Raw genomic sequence first — 18,677 nt, 5'->3', positions numbered from 1 at the left:
GTCGATCACAGGGTTTCAGCGCAGGATGCGGTGACCGACCCTGTGCACGGCCGGGCGGACGGGGTGGGTGTTGCCGCCAGGCCGGTGAGTTTGCCTGCGGGGCTACCGGCCGCCGTGGTCGATGCTCCGGTCGACGTCCGTGCTGCGCTCTCCTGAGGTCGCTGCGGGCGCAGCCGACGGTGACCGCATCGAGGCGGCGTCCAGAGCGGCGGCGTTGGCCGTGTCGGTGAGCAGGTGCGCATCGACGGCCTCACCGTCGATGCCGGCCGCAGTCAGGGTCGAGGCGGTGTGGGCGCGGCGCTGTGGGGTGTCCCAGTCGATGCTCGTGAGCGGAACCGCTGGTTTCTCCAAGGGCGTGGCGGCGCCGTCGCGGTCGGCGACGGCTCCGTCCGGTCCGCTCTCGTCGAGGACGGTCTCGTGTCGGGCACGGTCGGCGAGTTCGCGTTCGACGGCCGCTGCCACCGCGGCGGTGGCCACGGTGTCATGCAGCCCGGGGAGTTCGACGCCCTTGTCCAGCCGCAGCCGCTCCTTGATCGAGGTAGCGGCGCGATCGGCTACGGGCGAGGTGTCCTTCCACGTGTGGGCGACGCGGACGACGTCGACGATCTGATCATCGGTGGCGGTGGCCCACCATCGTCGGTCGTTCGCGCGCTGGAGGAACGCTTCCGCCGACCGCCGCTCGGCGGCCAGCCGCGCGGCAAGGGATCGGGCGCGGGCATCGGAGGCGGCGGCCGCGACGCGCAGATTCTGCTCGCGGCGGCGGGCGAGGGCCTCGGCGACCTGCATCGCGACCTGCAGCGAGGTGCGCAGGACCATCCCGGTGTCGCGGGAGAGGGTCTGATGTTCGTCGGACATGCGGAGCCTTTCTGAGCGTGGGCTGGTGGTGGTCAGAGCCGTGTGGCAGCGGGGTGGGCGTCGTCGAGCGTCAGCAGCTCGGTAGGGATGTCGATGCTCGGGAGCGGGTGCACCTGCCGGTGGTGGGGGGTGCAGTCCTTGAAAGTGCCGTCCGGGGAGAGCAATTTGGCCATGTGATGGTCGGCGTGGTCTTTCCACCACACGCTCATCCCGGTGGCCGGGTCGAGCCGCAGGTACTCCCACGCCCGCCACAGCGCGTCGACTCGTGCCCGCGCTTCGGGGTGGCAGAACCAGCTCGGGCACCACCGCATCGCCGGGTAGTCGACGGTCTTGCGTCGGTACGCCGGGGCGAGGAACTCGGTGAAGAACCGGTAGGCGTTGGGGTAGTACGGGCCCACCTCCCCAACGCTCCCCCGCTCCCCCGGTTCTGCCTCCGGTGTCGTCACCGCGGTCAGCGCCCGCCGGACGGCGTCGGCGAGCGCGGTGTGCAACTCGGGGGTGAGCATTTCTTCGAACTGGGCTTGCGCGATCGCCTCCGCTTCGGCGGCCAGACGCGCACCGACAGCACGCTCGACCAGCTCATCGAGCTGTCCGCTCAGCGGCGCCGCGTCCAGTGCCCCGGGCCGTGCGGACGCGGTGTCGAGGTCGGTGAGGTCGAACTCGTCGCTCACGACGCCGTCTCCAAGGCCGGGTATTCCACCGCCGCCTTGGGCGGCCGCGGCAGCAGCGACGACGTGTCATCGGGCTCGGGGTCGTCGTCGTTGCGGGCGACCGTCGGGTCCTGACCGGCGCGGATCTTCGCCGCCGCGACCTCCGCCGCGAACGGGCCGGTGTACCAGGGCATCGTCTCGAGTACGACCGGGGGGCATTTCGCCGACCGCAGCACTGACCGCCCGGCGGGCATCGATTCGAGGTCGCCGGCCTCCAAGGTGCGAACCTTCTGGCGTTGCTGCGAGGTCGACCGGCCCGATTGCGTCGTCGAGACCGAGCGACTCATCTCCCAGTGATCGCCGAGCGCGCGGGAGGTGTTCTCGATGAAGTGGCTGTCGTCGGTCGTCCCGCCGCCGCCGTAGACACGCAGCGTTGCTGCGCCCCACAGTTTCGTCATGCCGCCCTTGCCCCAGCATTCCTCTCCCTGGGTGAACGATTGCAGGATCGTCGTGACGTTGATTCCGCGAGAACCGAAGTGCGAGTACAGACCCGGTAGCTGCGTCCAGCGCACGACGTTCGCGGCTTCGTCGAGGGCGTAGGTGGCCGGCACCCGCAGACGCCCACCGGGCAGTGAGGGCGTGCCCGGTGTTGCGGTGGCCTTGTCGATCAGGGCGTCGGTGATCGCGATCGTCAGTACCGTCACCAGCGCCCCGCATTCGCCCGCGGAATCTTCCATCGACAGGCTGTAGAGCGTCGGAGAGTCCTCGGCGGCGAACTCCGCAGGCTCCAACTCCGGACGGGTGTCGTGCGGACCCATGCGGGCGATCCACGGGTGCGCCTCGGCGAACGCCAAGCAGGCGAGCAGGTTCACGGCGGTCGCGAAGACGCCGCCGCGTTGCTTGTCGGGCGCGTTGTACTGGGCGAGCAGCGTGTCCGCCCACACGTCGAACTTGTGCTTGCGCAGCAGTGCCACCGGCGTCTGATCGTTTTCGTTGGTGGCCCAGGAGTAGATGACCGGCATGGGGAGCCGTTCCATGGCCGCGGCGAGGATGAACCCGGTGACCAGGCGTTGGCCCGTCGGGTCGAAGAACGCATCGCGACGTGCTCTGTCGCCGTTGATCGAGTCGGCGAAGATCCCGGAGAGCGTCGCGGCCTTCATCTCCTGAGCCGATTGGGTCATCCGGTCGACGGTGTCGCGGCCGAGCAGGCGCGTCAGCTCCGCTTCACGTTCGGTCGCCACGAGTTCGTCGTGCACACCCTTCGTCGTGGAGGGCTTCGCCGCGCGCACCCAGGACAGTGGGTCGAAGAACCACCGGGGCACTTCTTGGGCGACGCCCTGCGGGTCGAACACCCACACCGAACCCTTCTCGGCTCGGTAGGCGCGTGTTTCGTCGACGACGTCACGCTTGTTGGAGGTGGTCAGCACAGCTCCCCGTGCGGCGAGAACCTGCGGGATGACCACGCAGCTCGTCTTGCCCATCCGCGGTCCCCAGACGTGGACTGCGCAGTCCTCCGGCCCGGCATAGAGGGTGATTCCGAATCGGTTCGGCCCCAACACCACGCGGCCGAGGGGAGCGCCCGGCAGCTGACCTGCCACCAACGGTGTGCCGAGGCGTTCGATCTCCCGGCGCAGCGCCGTCTCCGTCAGCCGCGCCATCTCCCGCGGGCGGGCGAGGTAGCGCCCGGCGTCGTCGACGCGGGTGACCCGTCGCCGCCGTTTCATCGCCCACACGGTGCCGGCGACGATGACGACCAACCCGAGCAGGCCGAAGGCGGCGGCGATGATCGTCGCCCCGGTCGGCCACACGATGGTCCCGTTCGCCAGGCCCTTCGCGAGGGCGAACGGTGATCCCGGCACGTCCTGCTCGAGACCCGACAGCGGTCCGCCGAGGTGCAGGGCCGCTTCGGCGCCGCCGTAGGCGAGGGCCGCGACGGTGATCGCGGTGCCGGCGATGGCCAGCATCGGATCGATCCCGGCGTCCGGGTTCTTCGCGCCTCGTGTGCTCATGGTGTGCTCCTGGTGGTGGTGGCCTCGCCCACCGCGGCGGCGGAGCGAGGGATGGGGTGGGCGGTGTCGACGAGGGCCGAAAGCAGTTGTTGTGCGGCGGCGAGTTCCGCTCGGAGGCGGGTGATTTCGGCGTTCTGTTCGTGGGGCATGAGCGGCCGGGCGTCGGTGACGCCTTGGTGGCGGCGGTACCAGGAGCGGACGGTGTTCGGATGCAGACCGAGGTGGTCGGCGACGGCTTCGACGGCGGCCCAGGTTGAGCGGGACTGCGGGACGCGGTCGGCGACCATGCGGGCGGCGGCGGTGCGCACTTCCTCCGGGAACGGTCGGCCCCTCACGCCCGGGCTCCGATGTGGGAGAACCGGGCGTTGGTGTCGTGGTAGTTCAGCCGACGTTCGGTGTCGGTGATGACGGTCTCGAACTCGACACCGGGACTACGGGCGGTGCCGATGCGCAGCAGGAACTTCCCCCGTCCGGGCGGCGGTAGTTCGTTGCCGGCGTCGTCGATTCCCGCTTTCGACGACCACGACGACACCAGGTCTCGGTCCTGGCGGGTGAAGGGGATGATGCCGTCGAGCTTGTCCATCTCCTGTGCGGGCAGGCCGCCGACGATGACGGCTCCGGCGCGTTCGATGAACCCTTTGGCGCGGTTGATGTCGACGGCGTTGGCGAGGGTTTCCAGGTCCGCGACGGTGTGGGTGATCATCAGCAGCGCGGTACCGAGGGTGCGGGTCAGGCGGGTGAGCTGGTCGACGCGCAGCACCATCTGCGACCCGCCGGCCAGTACCCGCCACAGCTCGTCGAGGACGACGAGGAACGTGCGTTGCGGGCGCAGTCCGACGTCGGCGAGGACGTGGGCGGCTTCGACGGCGCCGAACGCATCCGACCAGCACGCGAGCATGATCGCCGCTTCCAGGGTGGGGTCCTCGGTGCCGATGGAGGAGACGTCGACGCACACCGCGACCGGGGGCCGGTCGCCGGCGAGGTCGAGGCGGACGGTGGTCTGCCGGGAGAACACCTCCCCGAGTTCGCCGTCGAGCAGGCCGATGAGGGTCTCGAGCAGCCCTTCGACCTTGGCGGCGTACTTCTCGGGATTGTCGGTGCTGACGGTCTTGCGGTGCAGCTCCGGCGAGCCGTGCTCGATGAGGGCGTGCAGGTCGGACAACAGCGGCGGCGCCGCCGGGGTGAACCGCGGATCGTCCTCGAGCACCCGCAGCGCGGCCGCCACGACGTTCGTCTCGGCCTGGGTGAGCGGCCCGCCGCGTTCGAGCTCGCACAGTCCGAGCACCATGCGGCGGCGGCGCTGGCGGACCTGAGCGATCACCTTGCGCTGGGCGTCGGGGAACTCGCCCAGAAGCGGGACGATGGTGCCGAGCGCGCCGACGTCGAGGGGGTTGACGAAGCCCTCGCCGTGCCCGAGGCGGATGACCAGGCCGCCGAGGGATTCGACGAGTTTGGCCTGATCGGGCTTGAGGTCGGCGGGAATGATCGGGATCTGCCCTTGGGCGATCGCGCCGCTGGTGATGATGCGGGCGACGGTCGACTTCCCCAGTGAGGGCAGGCCCAGGATGAACGCCGAGGGGGTGTTCTGCTGGATGGGTCGCCGGTAGGTCGCCGAGACCGGGTCGTAGCAGACCGCTTGTCGGGTGGCGGGGTCGATGCCGAGAGGAGTCCCGGACTGCGGCTGTCCGGTGCCGACGTAGAACGGCCACATTCCGCACGCCTGATCGGTGGTGGCGCGGAAACTGGCCGGCCGGTCCACCACCCCCATGCGGCCACCGCCGCGACCGGCGAACCCGCGCGCCTCGAGCCGCGGCGCCGAGCGCCACGGGAACTCCTTCCGGTCCTTACGGGACGGATCACGTTCGCGGGCAGCACGTCTGGCTTCTTCCCGTTCGGCTTTGCGGGCTGCGGCCGCGGCGGCGCGGCGGCGGTCGGCGGCCGACTTCATCGGGTCGGTGACCGAGCGGGAGTGCTTGGGGGCGCGGAGCTGGCCGGAGCCGGTCAGGTCCGACAGGCGTCGGCGCAGCGACACCGGTCCGAGCGGTGAGCGGAGCATCATCGGATTTCCTCCTCAGATCGGGGGTGAACGGGTCAGCCGCGCAGCGACTTCGGGATGGTGGCGTGATCGGGCAGGAGCACCCCGATGCCGAGGCCGGCGAGCCAGGCGGCGGCTTGGTACCGGTATGCCGGGCGGGCGGTGATGCGTGCACCGGAGATCAGGGACGCCATCTCCGGGTCGAGCGTGTCGAGTTGGTCCTCGCTCTCGCCGGTGGCGGTGACGATCATCGACACCGACACCACCCCGTGTCCGCGGGCTTCGGCGACCCGCGCTGCCCCGGCGTTCTGCAATGCGATGTCGGCGGCGGCGGATCCGATACCGCGGGCGGTGTTGACCGCGCCCACAGCGGATTTGAAGTCGCCCTCGACCGTTTTGGCGGCATCGCCCGGCGCGTACGGGCGCAGCAGCAGCGTGATGCGCTTGCGGGGGATCTGCGAGTTCGGCGAGAGCAGTCCCACCAACACCCGCTCGGTGGGGAACCCGGACGGCGGGCGGGTCATCGTCCACACCCGCGAGACGCCGGAGTCGTGGACGTAGGTGGTCTTGTCCTCCTCGGCGGTGACCGGGCCGGCGTCGGCCCAGTCGCAGACGTGCTCCCCGAGCGCGAGGGCACGTTCGATGTCCGGCTCGGCGGCAGGGTCGTACGCGCGGCGCACGACGGCGGCGTACTCGCTGTCGGTCATCGGTGTCGCGAGAACGTTGGTGTGCCCGAGCTGGGTGTAGAGCACCGGCAGCTGCGCGCCGATCATCTCGGCGGCCGCCATCGGGTCCTTGCGCTGGGCGGGGGTCGCGGCGTCGAAGGTGATCGCCACACGCGCATGCACCCGAAAACCCGATTCCGATGCGGCCGAGAGGCGTTCGAGCAGGATCGCCCGAGCATCGGCCGGGGCGAGGGCGTCGGTGATGGACTCGACGTTGGCGCGTGCCCGCTCGCCGGTGTCGGGCAGGGTTTCCACGGTCACCGCGACGGCGGCGATGTTGGTGACCTGCCCGAGCATGGTCTGGAAGTTCGCCCACGAGCCGACGAAACCGTCGATGACGTCCTGGTCGTTGCCCGCGGCGCCGCCGATCCGGCAGCGCAGCAGCACCGTGTACTGGTGCGTGCTGGGCATCCGCATCATCCCGAAGCGGTGACCGTTGACGTCGAGGGCCCACCACATCTCGGTTTCGGCGCCGATGCCCGGCAACCGGGTGCGGCCCCCGGCTTGATTCGACAGCGACCCGGCCCGATAGATGTGGCGGCCGGCGCTGCGCTGGGCACCCCATTGCCGACCGAGCAACGCCAGCTCGTACGCCGACTTGCCCTGCGGCCCACGGATCGCCAGCGGAAGCCACGCCAGCACACCGACACCGCCGAGTACCAGCGCCACGAAAGGCGATCCGGCCAGGAACATCACCGCCAGAGTGAGCACGACGATCGCCGCCAGAGCGCCGAACGCCACGGGAGTGAGTCCGAAGGCGTAGGTGCGGCGCTCGTCGATGTACCCGGCGTAGGTGCGGACGGTCCGCTCGGCTTGCGGGGCGCTCATCGCCCGGCCGCCGACACGGTGCGGTGGGTGGTTCTCGGCAGTGAGGTCATGGCAGGTCCTCCGGTTCGCGGGTGGGAAGTTCGGTGTGGATGGGCGCCGGTCATCGGCTGCGGCCCCCGGCTCGGCCGTGCGAGTCGCGTTCGCCTTCGCCGGCAGCGGCTCCGGTGGCCCTCTCGACGCTCTGCACGGCGCCCGACACGGCGGCGGCGCCGGCTTTGGCTCCGGCGGCGATGGCCCCGACCGGCCCCGCGGTGGCCGCGGCGGCTCCGGATGCGAGGCCGCCGGTCGCCGCCCGGCCCCCGGCGCCAGCGCCGCCGCTACCGGCCGCTCCGGCAGCGCCGCCGCCGCGTGGCCCGGGTGCGGACGGCGGGTTGGTCATCGCCCCGGTCGGGCGGTCCGGTGACTGGCCGCCCGCGGCGGGTGCGGCAGCTCCCGCGGTGCCGGCGGCGCCGGGGCTGGCGGCCTTCATGGCCATTCCGGCGACGGCGCCGGTGCCGAGAGCGATACCGCCGAGAGCAGCGGCCCCCGACGCGCCACCGGATGCCGCGACGGCCGGGACGATCAGGCGCACCAGCACCGGAAGGCACAGGCACGACAGGGCGAGCAAGGCCATTCCGCACAGGATGCTCATGGCGTCGTCGCTGCCCGCCGACCACAGCGCGAGGGCGTAGACGCCGGCCGAAAGCAGCGGGAACAGCACCGTTGCCAGGGCGAACCCGAGCATCTTGCGATACGCCTGCTCACCGGCGGCGGTGCCCGACCCGGCAGCGGCCGTGGGCAGGAACCCGACGACGAGGATGAGCATGGCGTACTGGACGACGATGAACACCGCCTGGACGATCGCGCCGACGATGCCGAGCAGGGCGAACACGAACACCAGCCCGGCGGCGAGAGTGCCGGAGACGGCGGTGATGTCGAAGAGGTTGCCGAGCACGTCGGCGACCTCGCCGCCGGCGGCTTCGTCGACGATCCACCGGCCCATCGCGACGGTCGCGGCGTGCGTGACGACGAGGACTGGGGCGAACGTCGACGCCGCGAACACGGTGCGGACGAGGATCTTCCCGGCTTCGGTGGCGCGTTGATCGCGGGCTGCGGCCGACGCCCCCGCCAGCCGGATTCCGGCGACGGTGATCGACACCGCCACCAGGGAGGCGTTGAACCAGTAGAAGTACGAGTGGAACACCCCGACCGATTCGGGGTTCGCCAGCTCGGGCAACGGAATGTCGAGCCACCAGGTGAACATCAGGTTCACCGCCTGCCCGAACCCTTCGAGGAACGCCTCCGCGGCTTCACCGACCGCGCCGGACGCGGCCCAGTCGACAGCGGCTTCGGCAGCGCCCGAGGGATCGGCGACGGTGGCCAGTGCTCGACAACCGTTCTGCACGTCGATGATCCCCGGAATCGGTCCGATGTTGCCGATGCCGTCGGAGAGGGAGTTGCAGGCGTCGAGCAGGCCGCCGCCGTCCTCCGCGGTCTCGGTGGTGTCCGGTTCCTGCGCCAGCGCGGTGGCCGTACCGGCGAGCAGAAGTACCGCGACGGCGACCAGCAGTGCGGCCGCGGTCCGGAGCGCTCGGCGCAGGATCGGCGTCACCATCGGGTCCACCCGGCGAGGGAGGAGATTGTCGTGGTCGCCGGGGCGGGGGTGTCGCGCAGCTTCCATTGCCCGTCGTCCCAGGTCAGCGCCGCTTGTCCGGCCGACCAGGTTCCGCCGCCGAGGGGGGTGGCGTAGCGCACGACAGCGAAGGTGCCGTTCTCGTTGTAGGACGCGACGCGGAACGCCTCGGGGAAGATCAGCGCCTTACCGGTCCGGAAATCACTCTCGCCGCTCGCCTCCAACCGGTTCATGGTCGCGGCTTCCCGGCCGGGATCGGCCACGATCTGACGTGCGTAGGCCTCGCGGACGTCGTCGCCGCTGCGCAGCATGCGCGCGGTGATCTGCCACCCCGCCAGCGCTGCTCCCTGCGGGGTGTGGGCGAACCCGAATGCGAGTCGCCCGTCGATGCGGGTGGGTCCGTCTGAGGTGGAGAACGGGGCGACGGTGGCGCCGATGCGTTGCCACATCACGCCCTCCGGGGCGGGCACCGGCACCGCCGGATCGAACGCCGGGCGGTCCGGCGGCGGGGTCTGCGGCAGGATCTGACCCTGCTCGTCGACAGGCATGGCGATCTCGCGACCCAAGCCGTCGGCGATGGACGGCCCGAACCCGGAGCCTCCGGGCGCGGACGGCGTTATCGGCGCCGCAGCCGAGGGCGTGGTGGCCAGTTGGGCGGTTCCCTGCCCGCGGTCGTCGGTGCCGATGTTGGCGCGGACGACGATCACCGCGACGAGCAACGCCACGATCCCGACGAACGCCACCGCCGCGACGCCGGTGGTACGGGAGGTGGCGAGCCACTTGATCTTCGGGTGCTCGTCGAGGAACCCGTCCTCGGGCGGTGGGGTCGGCGAGGTCTTCACGGTCGATCCTTTCGGCGGCGGCGGCGGCGGCGGTGGCGGTGGTGCGGGCAGTGCGGGTGGCAGAGGTCGGTCAGGGGGCGGAGAACGCGGTGAACCCGTCCAGCGACGACAGCGGGACCGGATCGGTGGGTGCCGGGGCGGTCGGGTCGTCGGCTCCCGCATCGGGTTCCGGGGACGGCAGGTCGATCTGCCAGTCACCGCTGCGGCGGGTCAGGGTCACCGCAACGGCGGTGACCTGTCCGCCGGGCATGGTCGTAGCGAGGTCGACCACGGCGCGGCCGTCGCCGTAGGCGTTGACGCGGAATCCGGTGAACGCGGCGGTGGTAGCGGGGTCGGCGGCGGTGCGGATGGACGCCGCAGCGCGGGCGACGGCGTAGGCGTCGCGGCCCGGCCCCGGGGCAAGCAGCGCGGCGGCCGCCGTGGTCCACACCCCATCCGGGGCGAGGGCCAGGCGCGTTTGGCCCTGCATCGCCGCCAGCACCGCACCCTGGGGGGTGTCGGTGTAGCCGCGAGGTGCCGCGGAGTAGGCGTCGGCCGTGGGCCCGTCGGCGGCGGAATAGGGCACCTGCACGCCCTGATACGGCCGCCAGGTCACCTCGGCGGGTGCGGCGGACAGGTCCACCGGCCGTGCGCCGTCGGTCTCGGGGTCGTGGTTCTGGCTGCCGGAGCCGCACCCGGCGGCGGTCAGAACAGCAGCGGCGAGGACCGCGGGCGCCAGTCGGCGGCGGACGACGGTGCTCACAGGATCACCGCCGCCCAGCCACCGGACGTCGCGGCGAGCAACGCCCCCACCGCGACGAACGCGACTCGGCGTTCGCCCTCACTGAGCTCTCCGTGACGGCGGAACGAGACGGCGAGGTAGACCCCGGCGGCCACGCCGAGCATCGACAATGCCGCGATGGCCGACCAGAAGAACCAGCGGCCGACCTGTTCGAGGTCGGCGGTCACCTCGGTGGGCGGGGTGATGGGGCCGGTGTCCGGCGGAATCTGAGCCAGCAGCTCGGCGGCTGCGGTCACGGTGGCCGCCACGTTCACACCATCAAGGTGTTGACGAGGCCGGTGGCGGTGCCGGAGAACACCGCGCCGATCGCGACCGCGGCGAGCGCGAATTGCTGTCCGCGGGTGTTGGTGCCGTCCATGTGGCCCATGGCGAACTTGACGCCGGCGAACACGCCGATCACGGCGAGCAGGCCGGTGGCGACCCACAGACCGATGTTCATCAGCAGCTGGTACTTGTCCGCCCCGGGCGGGGCGTCGACCCCGTTGGGGCCGACCTGAGCGAGGTAGTCGGTGGTGGCAGTGAGGCTGTGCAGCAACATGGCTTGTTCCTTGTCGGTGGGTGAGCGTGTGGCCCGTGGGGACGTCGAGTGAGCAGGTGGTAGGTCCGAAGCCGGTGGTGCGCGGCCACCGCCGCTGTCGCGGGCGGTCACTGCGGGTTCCGTAGGGCTGCGGCGGCGGCGGTGAGCAGGCTGTCGTGCAGCGCGCGCACCGGGGGGACCGGGACGCGGCGAACGTCTGCGGCGGCGCGGCGGTCGGAGGGCAGCTCCGAGGTCGGTGCCCAGGCCGGCAGTTCTTCGGGCAGCAGGTGCCGCCAGGGTTCGATCCACCCGAGACGCCAGACGTTGTCGAACACCGAGGACACGCGGGTGATCTCGCGTGTGAGGTCGGTGCCCGGGCGCCGGTCGGTGTCGACGACGAGGATCAGCCCGAGCAGGTGCACCCCGGGCGGGGTGAGCGCGGCGCGGTATTCCATCGCGCGGTCGTGGGCAGCGCGTAGACCGCGGACGTGGGTGCGGGCGACGACGGCGACCAGGGGGGAATCGCCGTGGCCACCGGACGGCCACGCTCCGCCGGTCTCTCCTGCCCAGGCGAGGGAGGCGGTCAGGGTGGACACCGCGGCGCCGCCGTGCGCTCCGAGCAGCCACACCAGTGGGTCGGCGGCGCACAGGGCGGTGCGGTGAACCGGCGCGTCCCAGATGGCGGCCCGCCGCTCCGGCGGCGGCGCGAGTGCGCCTGGAAGCGGCAGACGCGGCGCCGGGGCGGCGTTGTCGTCTCCCGCGTGGCCGGGGTTGTGGGCGGCGGTCATCGGACGGTCACCCCGGAGACAGCCCAGCCGGCGAGACGGTTGGCGCGGGTGGCGGTCATGTACAGCGCGATCGGGGGCAACTCGCCGATGACGGTGCTGTCCGGGGCGATCAGGCTCTGGTGCACGGCGACGACGCGGCGGACGAGGGTGTCGGTGTCGGCCGGGTGATCGTCCGCGGTTACGGCGGCGTCGGCGTCGACGACGGTGCCGGCGGCGGCCCAGCGGTCCCAGTCGGCGCCGGTGACCGGGGCGAGAGCGGAGTAGGACACCCCGAGGTCGCGGACCCAGGCAGGGTTGAGCAGCGTGGCGGCGGAGTCGATGTTCACGCCCTTCTGGGTTTGCTCGGCGGGTCGGTAGGAGTAGAGGGCGGCGGCGGCGTCGGACAGGACCGCGTCGACGTCGCAGAGGTCGGTGCGGGTGAACTGGTCGATGAGGTCGGTGCACACCGTCGGGGGCGCCGCCGAGGTGGAGGTCGGCATGGACCCGCCGTCGGGGGCGGGTGGGGTGTCGGTGGTTGTTCCACATCCCGAGGCCGCGGCAGCGAGCGTGATCGCGGTCAGCGCCGCGGCGACACCGCGGCTTCGGCCGCGGCCGAAGGTGCGGGTGGCGGTGGTGGGGGTCATCCGAATCTCCTGACGTACATCTGTTCGCCCGCCCATCCCGAGAGCGGTGCAATGGAGACCACGTCGCCCGATTGCGGTGCGTTGAGCAGCATTTCGGTGCCGTTCCGGGCGCCGTAGAAGATGCCGACGTGGTGGGTGTTGCCTGCGGACCCGAAGAAGATCAGGTCGCCGGGTTGTTTCTGGTCGAACGGAATGTCCTGTCCCCGTGGGTCGTAGAGCTGGCCGGGGTTGGAGGTGTCGCCGGTGAAGTGCGGCAGGCTGATCGCGCCGCCGGAGGCTTGGAAGACCGCGTACAGGGTCAGTCCGGAGCAGTCGAAGCCGACTTTTCCGGTGTCGCCGTGTGCGTCCGCGGCGCCGCCGCCGTCACTGATGCCGCCCGTGGGTCCGTTCTGGTCTCCGCCGCCCCAGGCGTAGGGGGTGCCGAGCCAGCGCATCGCGGCGGCGATGACGTTGGCCCCGAACGGTCCGCCGGGGCGGAACTGTGGGCCGCCGGACGCCGACCCGGCCTGCGCGCAGTCCGGTGCCGATCCGCCGTCGACGACGGCGGTGGCCGAGGCGGAGGACCCGGCTCCGGCCAGTGCGGCCTTCTCGGCCGGTGACAGGTCGCGGCCTGCGCCTTCGAACTGCGCGTACAGGGCGCGGGCGAGGGGTTCGTGTTCGGCGTAGGCGCCGGGTAGACCCGAGTTCTGCACGGCCTGCGCGGCGGCGGCGGTGGGCATCGACTTCCACCCGGGGACGGCCAGGAGGTGCTCGTAGAACAGGCGGTTGGCGGTGACGGGGTTCATCAGGGTGGCGGTGTCGCCCCAGATGGTGACCTGTTGCTGGAACTGGTTGACCGACAGGTGATCCGAGCCGACGGCGTCGTGCGGGTAGTTCAGCGAGTCCGGGACGTTGGAGCTGGCGTACATCTGGAACGTCGACTCCCGCGACACCGTTGCCAGGGCGACGACGATGCCTTGTTCGGGGACGTTCATCGCCTCGCCGATGGCGACGGTCTGCTTGGCGATCGCGAGCTGCTTGTCGTTCAGACCGCCGGTAGTCGCCCCGGACGCACCGGCGCCGGGGGCGGAGTTCGGGTTCGGTGCGGTCGGAGCCGGGGCTGCGCCCGGCGTGACGGCGGCCGAGGTCCACGGCGCGGGGTCGATTGCCGTGCCCGCTCCGTCCGGTAGTCGTCCGCCGTCCCAGAGCTCGAAGTGCAGGTGCGCACCGGTGGACTGACCGGCGTTGCCGATCCGGCCGATTTCCTGGCCGGCAGTGACCTGCTGGCCGGTCGTGACGAGTACTCCGTCGCTCTCCATGTGGCCGTAGACGGTCGAGTAGGGCTTTCCGTCGATGATGTGGTCGACGATGATCCAGTTGCCGAAACCGCTGGCCGGTCCGGCTTCTCGCACGGTTCCGTCGGTGAAGGCGTAGATCGGCGTGCCGATCGGTCCGGCGTAGTCGACGCCGCGGTGCTCGGTGCCCCACCGTGGACCGAACCCGGATGTCAGCGTGGTCGCAGCCGGGTCGGTCGGCTTGACGTGTGTACCAGCGGGTACCGGTCCGCCGCCCGCACCGTTGGGGAGTGCGCACTGATCGTCCGGGCGGGTCAGCACCACCGCGACCGCCACCACCACGAGGAGGACGGCGAGTACGGCCGCGGCGGCGGTGGTGGCGGCGGTGCGAGTGCTGGGGGTCGACGACACGGGTGCGTCCTCCTTTCTGCGGTGGCCGGGCAGTGACGGTGAGGGTGGTCAGGAACCGGCGACAGGGTCCGCCGGTGTGGACGAGGTGACCGGGGGCGACGTGCGGGTGGTGACGGTTCCGGCCGTGGTGGACGGCGTGAGCTGCGATCGGGCCGCACCGGAGGGCACCGTCGGCGCGGTCGATGTGGTCGATCCGGTCGGGGACGAGCTGGTGCGGTCGTCGGTGAGAGCGGCGGCGAGGCGGGTGAACCACTCGACGGTGAACTTCGCGGGGGTTTGTCCGTCGGCGGTGACCGGCACCTGGTCGTAGGTGCCGTGCAGGCGCACGGTGTCCCAGTAGCGGACGTCGGTGGCGAGAGTCAGCAGTCCCTCGTTCTCCTGGACCCCTTTGGTGACCTCGGAATAGATGCGCCGCTGGACCGAGGAGATGGTCGCCGGGGGGACGAGGGAGGCGACGGCGGCGGTGAGCTTGGTGCCGAGGACCGCCAGGGCCGCCGGGGGGTTGGCCAGTCCGACGGTGGCGAGTTCGGTGATGGTCGCCGGGGTGAGGACCTTTTTCGCCACGGTCACCGCGGCGCCGAACCCCATGACCCCGGCTTTGACGACGGCGCGCACGATCTTCGCGTCGGCTTCCGGAGTGTCGGAGGTCGCCTGAGAGTTCTCCGCGAGACGGCCGAGGACGGTGTCGCCGCCCGAGGAGACGCGGAACTGTCCTCCGGTGAAGTTCACGTCGTCGTTGACGACGTCGGCGGCCGTGCGCAGTGTGGTTCCACCGACCGCGCCGGCGAGGTCGATCAGGGTGCGCTGCGGGTCCTGCTCCTGCAGGTGCAGCTGCCCGGAAATGTTCGTCACGACGCGGGCGATGGTGGACTTGGCGGGCAGTGAGCACGCGAGGTCACCGGCGGTGCAGAACTGCGCGACGCGGCCACTGAGCGACCCGAACGTCGACCGAGCAGCAGCACCGGCAGTCGCTGCGCTGTCGGCACTGATGACCGGGGCCACGCCGGAGCCGTCGGCGGGCGGGGCGGTGACATCGAGTCCATCGAGGTCGGCCGCGACACCGGGCGGCGGGGTGGGTCGCTCGCCGGTCGGGGAGCCGGGGAACGCCGGGGAGTTCGCGGGGCGGGTGGGGTCGGAGAACAGTGAGACCGCCGCGACGTCGGCGGCGGGAACGGGCCCGTCGCCGGCGCCGATTCGACGGGCCAGCTCGGACGCGACCTGAGCGCCCTGGGAGTAGCCGGTCAGGGCGATCTTCGCGCCGGGGCACCGTGCGGCGTAGTCGGCGAGGAACTTCGCCCCGGCGTCGAGGCCGTCGGCGATGGACTGCGCGTAGGGCAGGTCGGTGCTGTCGCCGGGCTTACCGCCGAAACTCGCCGCGTACGGGATCAATGTCCGTCCGACGTTGTCGGCGGCCAGCGACAGCGGAATGGTGATCGCGGAGCCGAGGAACCCGGAATCGACGTCGGTGGCGGCGGCGTCGCCGGACTGACCGGTGCCTTGCAGCCCGAACACGTGCAGCACGTCGCACCCGCTGCCCGCCGACGACGTGGTGGGTGCGGCGGCGGCGGTCCCGGCCGAGGTCAGCAGCACCGCCGCCGCCAGCGGGGCGGCAAGCAGCGACACCGTGACCGGTCGCGGGCGGGTGGTGGAGTCGGTCATGGTCGGGCCTTCCGGTGCGCAGGGGTCTCGGTGATCGGGTCGGTGTGGGCCAGGACGGCGTGGGCGAGATCGATCGACGCCGCCGACAGCAGGGCGGTGTCGATCTCGACACCGGCGGCGAGTTCGGGGTCGTAGGGCACGTGGTGCACGCCTGCGACGCGGCCGGCCAGGGCGTCGGTGAGGGGTCCGGTGACGTGGTCGACGCCGGGACGTTGGGAGGTCACGACGATCTGCACCGACCGCCCCATCTGCGAGGACCCCAGTCGGGACCGCACCATCGAGAGCACCGGCCGTGAGGCGTTCGCGGCGCCGGGTCGGTCGTCGACGGTGAGGAGCAGGTGGTCGGTCACCGCGGCGAGCTCGTCGAACCACGCAGACCCGACGCACGCTCCGGCGTCGACGACAACGGTGCGTCCCGCGGCGGCCAGCTCCCCCGCCGCGGCCGCCAGCGGCAACCCGTGAGGGGCAGCGGCGCGGTCACGGCCCAGGGCCACCCACCGGCCGGGCGGCGGTGTGCGGTGCGGGTCGGTGACCCAGTGGTGCCAGGTGCAGCCGACGTCGATGTCCGCGGGCGCCCGGTGCAGCAGGTCCCCGCCGATCACGGTGCCGTCGAGCACCGCGGCGGTCCCGGTGGTTCCGGCGACCATCGACAGCAGGACCGCGACCACGGTGGTTCCGGAGCCGCCGTGTGCCCCGGCGACCGTCACCACGCGGCCGGCGGCCCGGGGCGGATCGATCGAGGTGTCTCCCTCGGGTGCAGGACTCGACTCAGCGGCGCCAGGGTCGGCGGGTGCGGTGGGCTGATCCGGGGCGGGGCCCAGCCAGTCCAGGAACGCTCCCCGGTCGGTCACGACGCCGGGCCTATCGCGGCGATGACCGAGGCGGACCCGTCGGCGGCGGGTGCGGTGGTCATGGAGCTGACGAAGCGTTTCTCGGTGCCGTCGGGTCGCCGTTCGACGACGGTGACTCGGTACTGCGACGGGGCGCCCCGGGGCGCGGTGAGCACGCAGTGCTCGGTGCCGACGGGGATCGCGGCGACCGCGGCGTCGAAGGCGGCCGCGTCCAGCTCGACACCGGAGGCGAGGACGGCGCGAGCGGCGGCGACGTCGCGGCTGCCGTAGTACGCCTCCTCGATGCGGGCGATGGCCGCGAGATCCGGGTCCGCCGAGCCGGTGTCGGCGACGGTTCCGCCCGGCTGACCGGTGCACCACTGCTCGAACGGCAGTGGCCCTGTCGGCTCGGGGTCGGGGGTCGACGTCGCCGGGTCCGCAGTCGGGTCGACCCCGGCGGACGACAGTTCTGCGGCCAGGCCAGCCTCGGTTTCGCCGGTCGGAGCGGACGGCAGCACGAGGACGGCGCCCGCGCCGATCATGGTGGCGAGTGCGCCGATCGAGGCTGCCACGGCGAGCGACGAGCGGTGGCGGCGTAGCCGTCCCGGCCGATCGGTCGACTGGGTGCTCTTCGTTTCGGGTGTGAGCTGCGGGTCGTCCGACCACGCTGTAGGGGCGGCGGGGAGGCTCGCCAGTGCGGACTGCCACGCCGGGGCGGTGGGTGCGGGGTCGGGCAGGGTCAGGATGCGCCCGGTGTCCGCATCGGCGTCATCGGCATCATCGGCGGTTGGAGCTGGTGTCTGAATCGACGAGACGGCGGTCGGCGCGGGCGGTAGGGCCGCGAACCATTCGTCGTCGCGGTGGTCGGATCGGGCCATCGGGTGCGTTCCTTCGCGTCGCCTCGTGGTCGGCAGTGTTTGTGGTCGGCGGACTTTCGGATGCGGCCGGATCGCGTCGTGCTCACGGTCCGGCCGCACCAGGAAGTCAGCCGGCGAACGAGCCGAGCGCCGCAGCAACAGCGGCGTCGACGGACGAGGCGGCTTGCTCGATGACCGGGGCCGCCGCCGCTACTGCGTCGGCACCGCCGGGGATCGACTGCACGGCCGAGCGGGCCTGATCGAGTGCCGGTGCCACCGTCTCGACCGCCGTGGGGGCGGCGTCGATCGACGCCACCACCGAGTCGAGCTGCGGAGCGGCAGCGGACACCGCCTCGCGCGCACCGGGAATCGGGGCGAGCGCGTCGGAGACCTGCTCGGTGACCGGCGAGGGAGCGGGCTGCGGCGCGGGGACGGGTTCGGTGATGGTGGTTTGCTCGCCACCCAACGCGGTCGCGCCGATGGCACCACCGATCGCCCCGCCGATGCCCGCACCGACCACTGCGGCGGGGACACCGAGCGCGGCGGCACCGACACCGGCGCCGATGGCGGCACCGACGCCGGGGCCGAAGACCCAGCCGATGCCCGGTGCCCACCACACGAACGGCACTGTGGCGGAGCCGATTCCGAGTCCGACCAGGCCGCCGCCGACCGCGCCGACGGCGGTGGCGGGGACACCGAGTGCGGCGGCACCGATCGCGCCGCCGACGACGATGCCGGTCGCGGCGCCGGCCGCGACGCGGTCGGCCTGCGGTGCGTCGACCAGGCCGGCGTTCACCAGGGCGTTCGCGCCGTCGGCTTGGAGTGCGGAGGCGGAGTTGTTGAACTGCTCGGCTGTGCGGGCGTCGATGAAGTCCGGGCGGGCGACGGCCTGGCTGCCGATGAGGATGGTGCCTTCCGGTGCGTCGACCGGGGCGATGACGGTGCGCTGCACCGTCGGCGGGGGCGGCGGGGTCGGCGGGACGAACGGTGCGGGCGCGGCCGGGGCGGATTGCTGCGGGGCCGGGGCGTAGTAGACCGGCGCGGTGGTGGTCGAGGACTGCTGGCGGCCGGACTGGTAGTCGTCGTAGCTGCGCCACTGCGACTGCTGGACCTGCGGTGACGGGGTGAACCCTGGCAGGAACTCACGCTGGTACGTCGGAGCCGGAGCCGGGGCGGTCGACAATCCCGGCTGCTGCGGGGTGGTCGTGCTCAGTCCCGGCTGCACCTCATCGGCCGAGGCCGGGCCGGCGAACGCCACCGCCACCGCGGCCGCAGACGCGACCACCAAAGAGGAACGGGCTACCGTCTTCTGCTTACGGTGTCGCCCAGATCTGTTGTCACTGTTCAACATTCTGCCTTTCAACTCAACGCTTCGGAATCG

Annotated in this window: 18 protein-coding genes; all 18 read right to left on the bottom strand. The window is 72.0% G+C overall.

From position 1 onward, the window contains the following. Positions 1-102 precede the first annotated feature (102 nt). On the bottom strand, positions 103-855 hold the full coding sequence (locus BMZ18_RS05465) for a hypothetical protein (protein ID WP_074921934.1): 753 nt from the start codon (positions 853-855) through the stop codon (positions 103-105). Positions 856-887: 32 nt separating this feature from the next. Continuing rightward, entirely contained in the window at positions 888-1,526 is a 639-nt protein-coding gene (locus tag BMZ18_RS05460; RefSeq protein ID WP_244516420.1) for a DUF4913 domain-containing protein, read from the bottom strand. Continuing rightward, entirely contained in the window at positions 1,523-3,514 is a 1,992-nt protein-coding gene (locus BMZ18_RS05455) for a type IV secretory system conjugative DNA transfer family protein (RefSeq protein ID WP_083400170.1), read from the bottom strand. Before BMZ18_RS05455 ends, BMZ18_RS05460 begins: the two co-directional genes overlap by 4 nt. Next, on the bottom strand, positions 3,511-3,849 hold the full coding sequence (locus BMZ18_RS05450) for a transposase (RefSeq protein WP_139203850.1): 339 nt from the start codon (positions 3,847-3,849) through the stop codon (positions 3,511-3,513). The genes BMZ18_RS05455 and BMZ18_RS05450 overlap by 4 nt, the downstream gene beginning before the upstream one ends. Next, a complete protein-coding gene (locus BMZ18_RS05445; RefSeq protein ID WP_083400169.1) occupies positions 3,846-5,573 on the bottom strand; it encodes a putative type IV secretion/conjugal transfer ATPase in 1,728 nt (575 codons plus the stop codon). Before BMZ18_RS05445 ends, BMZ18_RS05450 begins: the two co-directional genes overlap by 4 nt. Before the next feature lie 32 nt (positions 5,574-5,605). Then, a complete protein-coding gene (locus BMZ18_RS05440; protein WP_074921928.1) occupies positions 5,606-7,102 on the bottom strand; it encodes an SCO6880 family protein in 1,497 nt (498 codons plus the stop codon). A gap of 100 nt (positions 7,103-7,202) precedes the next feature. Next, complete coding sequence (locus BMZ18_RS05435) at positions 7,203-8,696, bottom strand: hypothetical protein (protein ID WP_139203849.1); 1,494 nt, start codon at positions 8,694-8,696, stop codon at positions 7,203-7,205. Further along, the gene (locus tag BMZ18_RS19330; RefSeq protein WP_074921924.1) at positions 8,690-9,556 is read right to left on the bottom strand and encodes a DUF8175 domain-containg protein; all 867 of its coding nucleotides are present in this window, start codon (positions 9,554-9,556) and stop codon (positions 8,690-8,692) included. Before BMZ18_RS19330 ends, BMZ18_RS05435 begins: the two co-directional genes overlap by 7 nt. A 70-nt stretch (positions 9,557-9,626) precedes the next feature. After that, the gene (locus tag BMZ18_RS05425) at positions 9,627-10,298 is read right to left on the bottom strand and encodes a DUF8175 domain-containg protein (protein ID WP_074921922.1); all 672 of its coding nucleotides are present in this window, start codon (positions 10,296-10,298) and stop codon (positions 9,627-9,629) included. After that, positions 10,295-10,585 (bottom strand): hypothetical protein, encoded by a 291-nt coding sequence (locus tag BMZ18_RS05420; RefSeq protein ID WP_139203847.1) that lies wholly within the window; start codon positions 10,583-10,585, stop codon positions 10,295-10,297. The genes BMZ18_RS05425 and BMZ18_RS05420 overlap by 4 nt, the downstream gene beginning before the upstream one ends. A 2-nt stretch (positions 10,586-10,587) precedes the next feature. After that, complete coding sequence (locus BMZ18_RS05415) at positions 10,588-10,875, bottom strand: hypothetical protein (RefSeq protein WP_074921918.1); 288 nt, start codon at positions 10,873-10,875, stop codon at positions 10,588-10,590. A 107-nt stretch (positions 10,876-10,982) separates the two neighbouring features. Then, a complete protein-coding gene (locus BMZ18_RS05410; RefSeq protein WP_074921916.1) occupies positions 10,983-11,642 on the bottom strand; it encodes a hypothetical protein in 660 nt (219 codons plus the stop codon). Next, positions 11,639-12,265, bottom strand: a complete 627-nt coding sequence (locus BMZ18_RS05405) for a hypothetical protein (protein WP_074921914.1) — start codon at positions 12,263-12,265, stop codon at positions 11,639-11,641. Before BMZ18_RS05405 ends, BMZ18_RS05410 begins: the two co-directional genes overlap by 4 nt. Beyond that, positions 12,262-13,950, bottom strand: a complete 1,689-nt coding sequence (locus BMZ18_RS05400; RefSeq protein ID WP_074921912.1) for a peptidoglycan DD-metalloendopeptidase family protein — start codon at positions 13,948-13,950, stop codon at positions 12,262-12,264. The genes BMZ18_RS05405 and BMZ18_RS05400 overlap by 4 nt, the downstream gene beginning before the upstream one ends. A gap of 48 nt (positions 13,951-13,998) precedes the next feature. Beyond that, entirely contained in the window at positions 13,999-15,609 is a 1,611-nt protein-coding gene (locus BMZ18_RS05395; RefSeq protein WP_083400168.1) for a cutinase family protein, read from the bottom strand. Beyond that, positions 15,606-16,460 carry a hypothetical protein gene (locus BMZ18_RS05390; protein WP_074921910.1) on the bottom strand — a complete coding sequence of 285 codons (855 nt, stop codon included), beginning with the start codon at positions 16,458-16,460 and terminating at the stop codon, positions 15,606-15,608. The genes BMZ18_RS05395 and BMZ18_RS05390 overlap by 4 nt, the downstream gene beginning before the upstream one ends. Then, positions 16,457-17,317: a DUF8176 domain-containing protein gene (locus tag BMZ18_RS05385; protein ID WP_074921908.1), complete on the bottom strand. Its 861-nt coding sequence runs from the start codon at positions 17,315-17,317 to the stop codon at positions 16,457-16,459. The genes BMZ18_RS05390 and BMZ18_RS05385 overlap by 4 nt, the downstream gene beginning before the upstream one ends. A gap of 106 nt (positions 17,318-17,423) precedes the next feature. Further along, positions 17,424-18,581, bottom strand: coding sequence for a hypothetical protein (locus BMZ18_RS05380; RefSeq protein WP_083400167.1), 1,158 nt, complete (start codon positions 18,579-18,581; stop codon positions 17,424-17,426). Positions 18,582-18,677 lie beyond the last annotated feature (96 nt).

Origin of the sequence: Rhodococcoides kroppenstedtii (assembly GCF_900111805.1) — a bacterium.
In the GTDB taxonomy this organism is placed as follows: Bacteria; Actinomycetota; Actinomycetes; order Mycobacteriales; family Mycobacteriaceae; genus Rhodococcoides; species Rhodococcoides kroppenstedtii.
Note: the sequence above shows the minus strand (reverse complement) of the source record. Positions and strands in the feature narration are given on the sequence as shown.

Bases quoted from the DNA above. Each gene is read 5' to 3' on its own strand.
- BMZ18_RS05465 (WP_074921934.1), bottom strand. From the start codon at position 855: ATGTCCGACGAACATCAGACCCTCTCCCGCGACACCGGGATGGTCCTG.
- BMZ18_RS05455 (WP_083400170.1), bottom strand. From the start codon at position 3,514: ATGAGCACACGAGGCGCGAAGAACCCGGACGCCGGGATCGATCCGATG.
- BMZ18_RS05445 (WP_083400169.1), bottom strand. From the start codon at position 5,573: ATGATGCTCCGCTCACCGCTCGGACCGGTGTCGCTGCGCCGACGCCTG.
- BMZ18_RS05440 (WP_074921928.1), bottom strand. From the start codon at position 7,102: ATGAGCGCCCCGCAAGCCGAGCGGACCGTCCGCACCTACGCCGGGTAC.
- BMZ18_RS05435 (WP_139203849.1), bottom strand. From the start codon at position 8,696: ATGGTGACGCCGATCCTGCGCCGAGCGCTCCGGACCGCGGCCGCACTG.
- BMZ18_RS05415 (WP_074921918.1), bottom strand. From the start codon at position 10,875: ATGTTGCTGCACAGCCTCACTGCCACCACCGACTACCTCGCTCAGGTC.
- BMZ18_RS05410 (WP_074921916.1), bottom strand. From the start codon at position 11,642: ATGACCGCCGCCCACAACCCCGGCCACGCGGGAGACGACAACGCCGCC.
- BMZ18_RS05405 (WP_074921914.1), bottom strand. From the start codon at position 12,265: ATGACCCCCACCACCGCCACCCGCACCTTCGGCCGCGGCCGAAGCCGC.
- BMZ18_RS05395 (WP_083400168.1), bottom strand. From the start codon at position 15,609: ATGACCGACTCCACCACCCGCCCGCGACCGGTCACGGTGTCGCTGCTT.
- BMZ18_RS05385 (WP_074921908.1), bottom strand. From the start codon at position 17,317: ATGGCCCGATCCGACCACCGCGACGACGAATGGTTCGCGGCCCTACCG.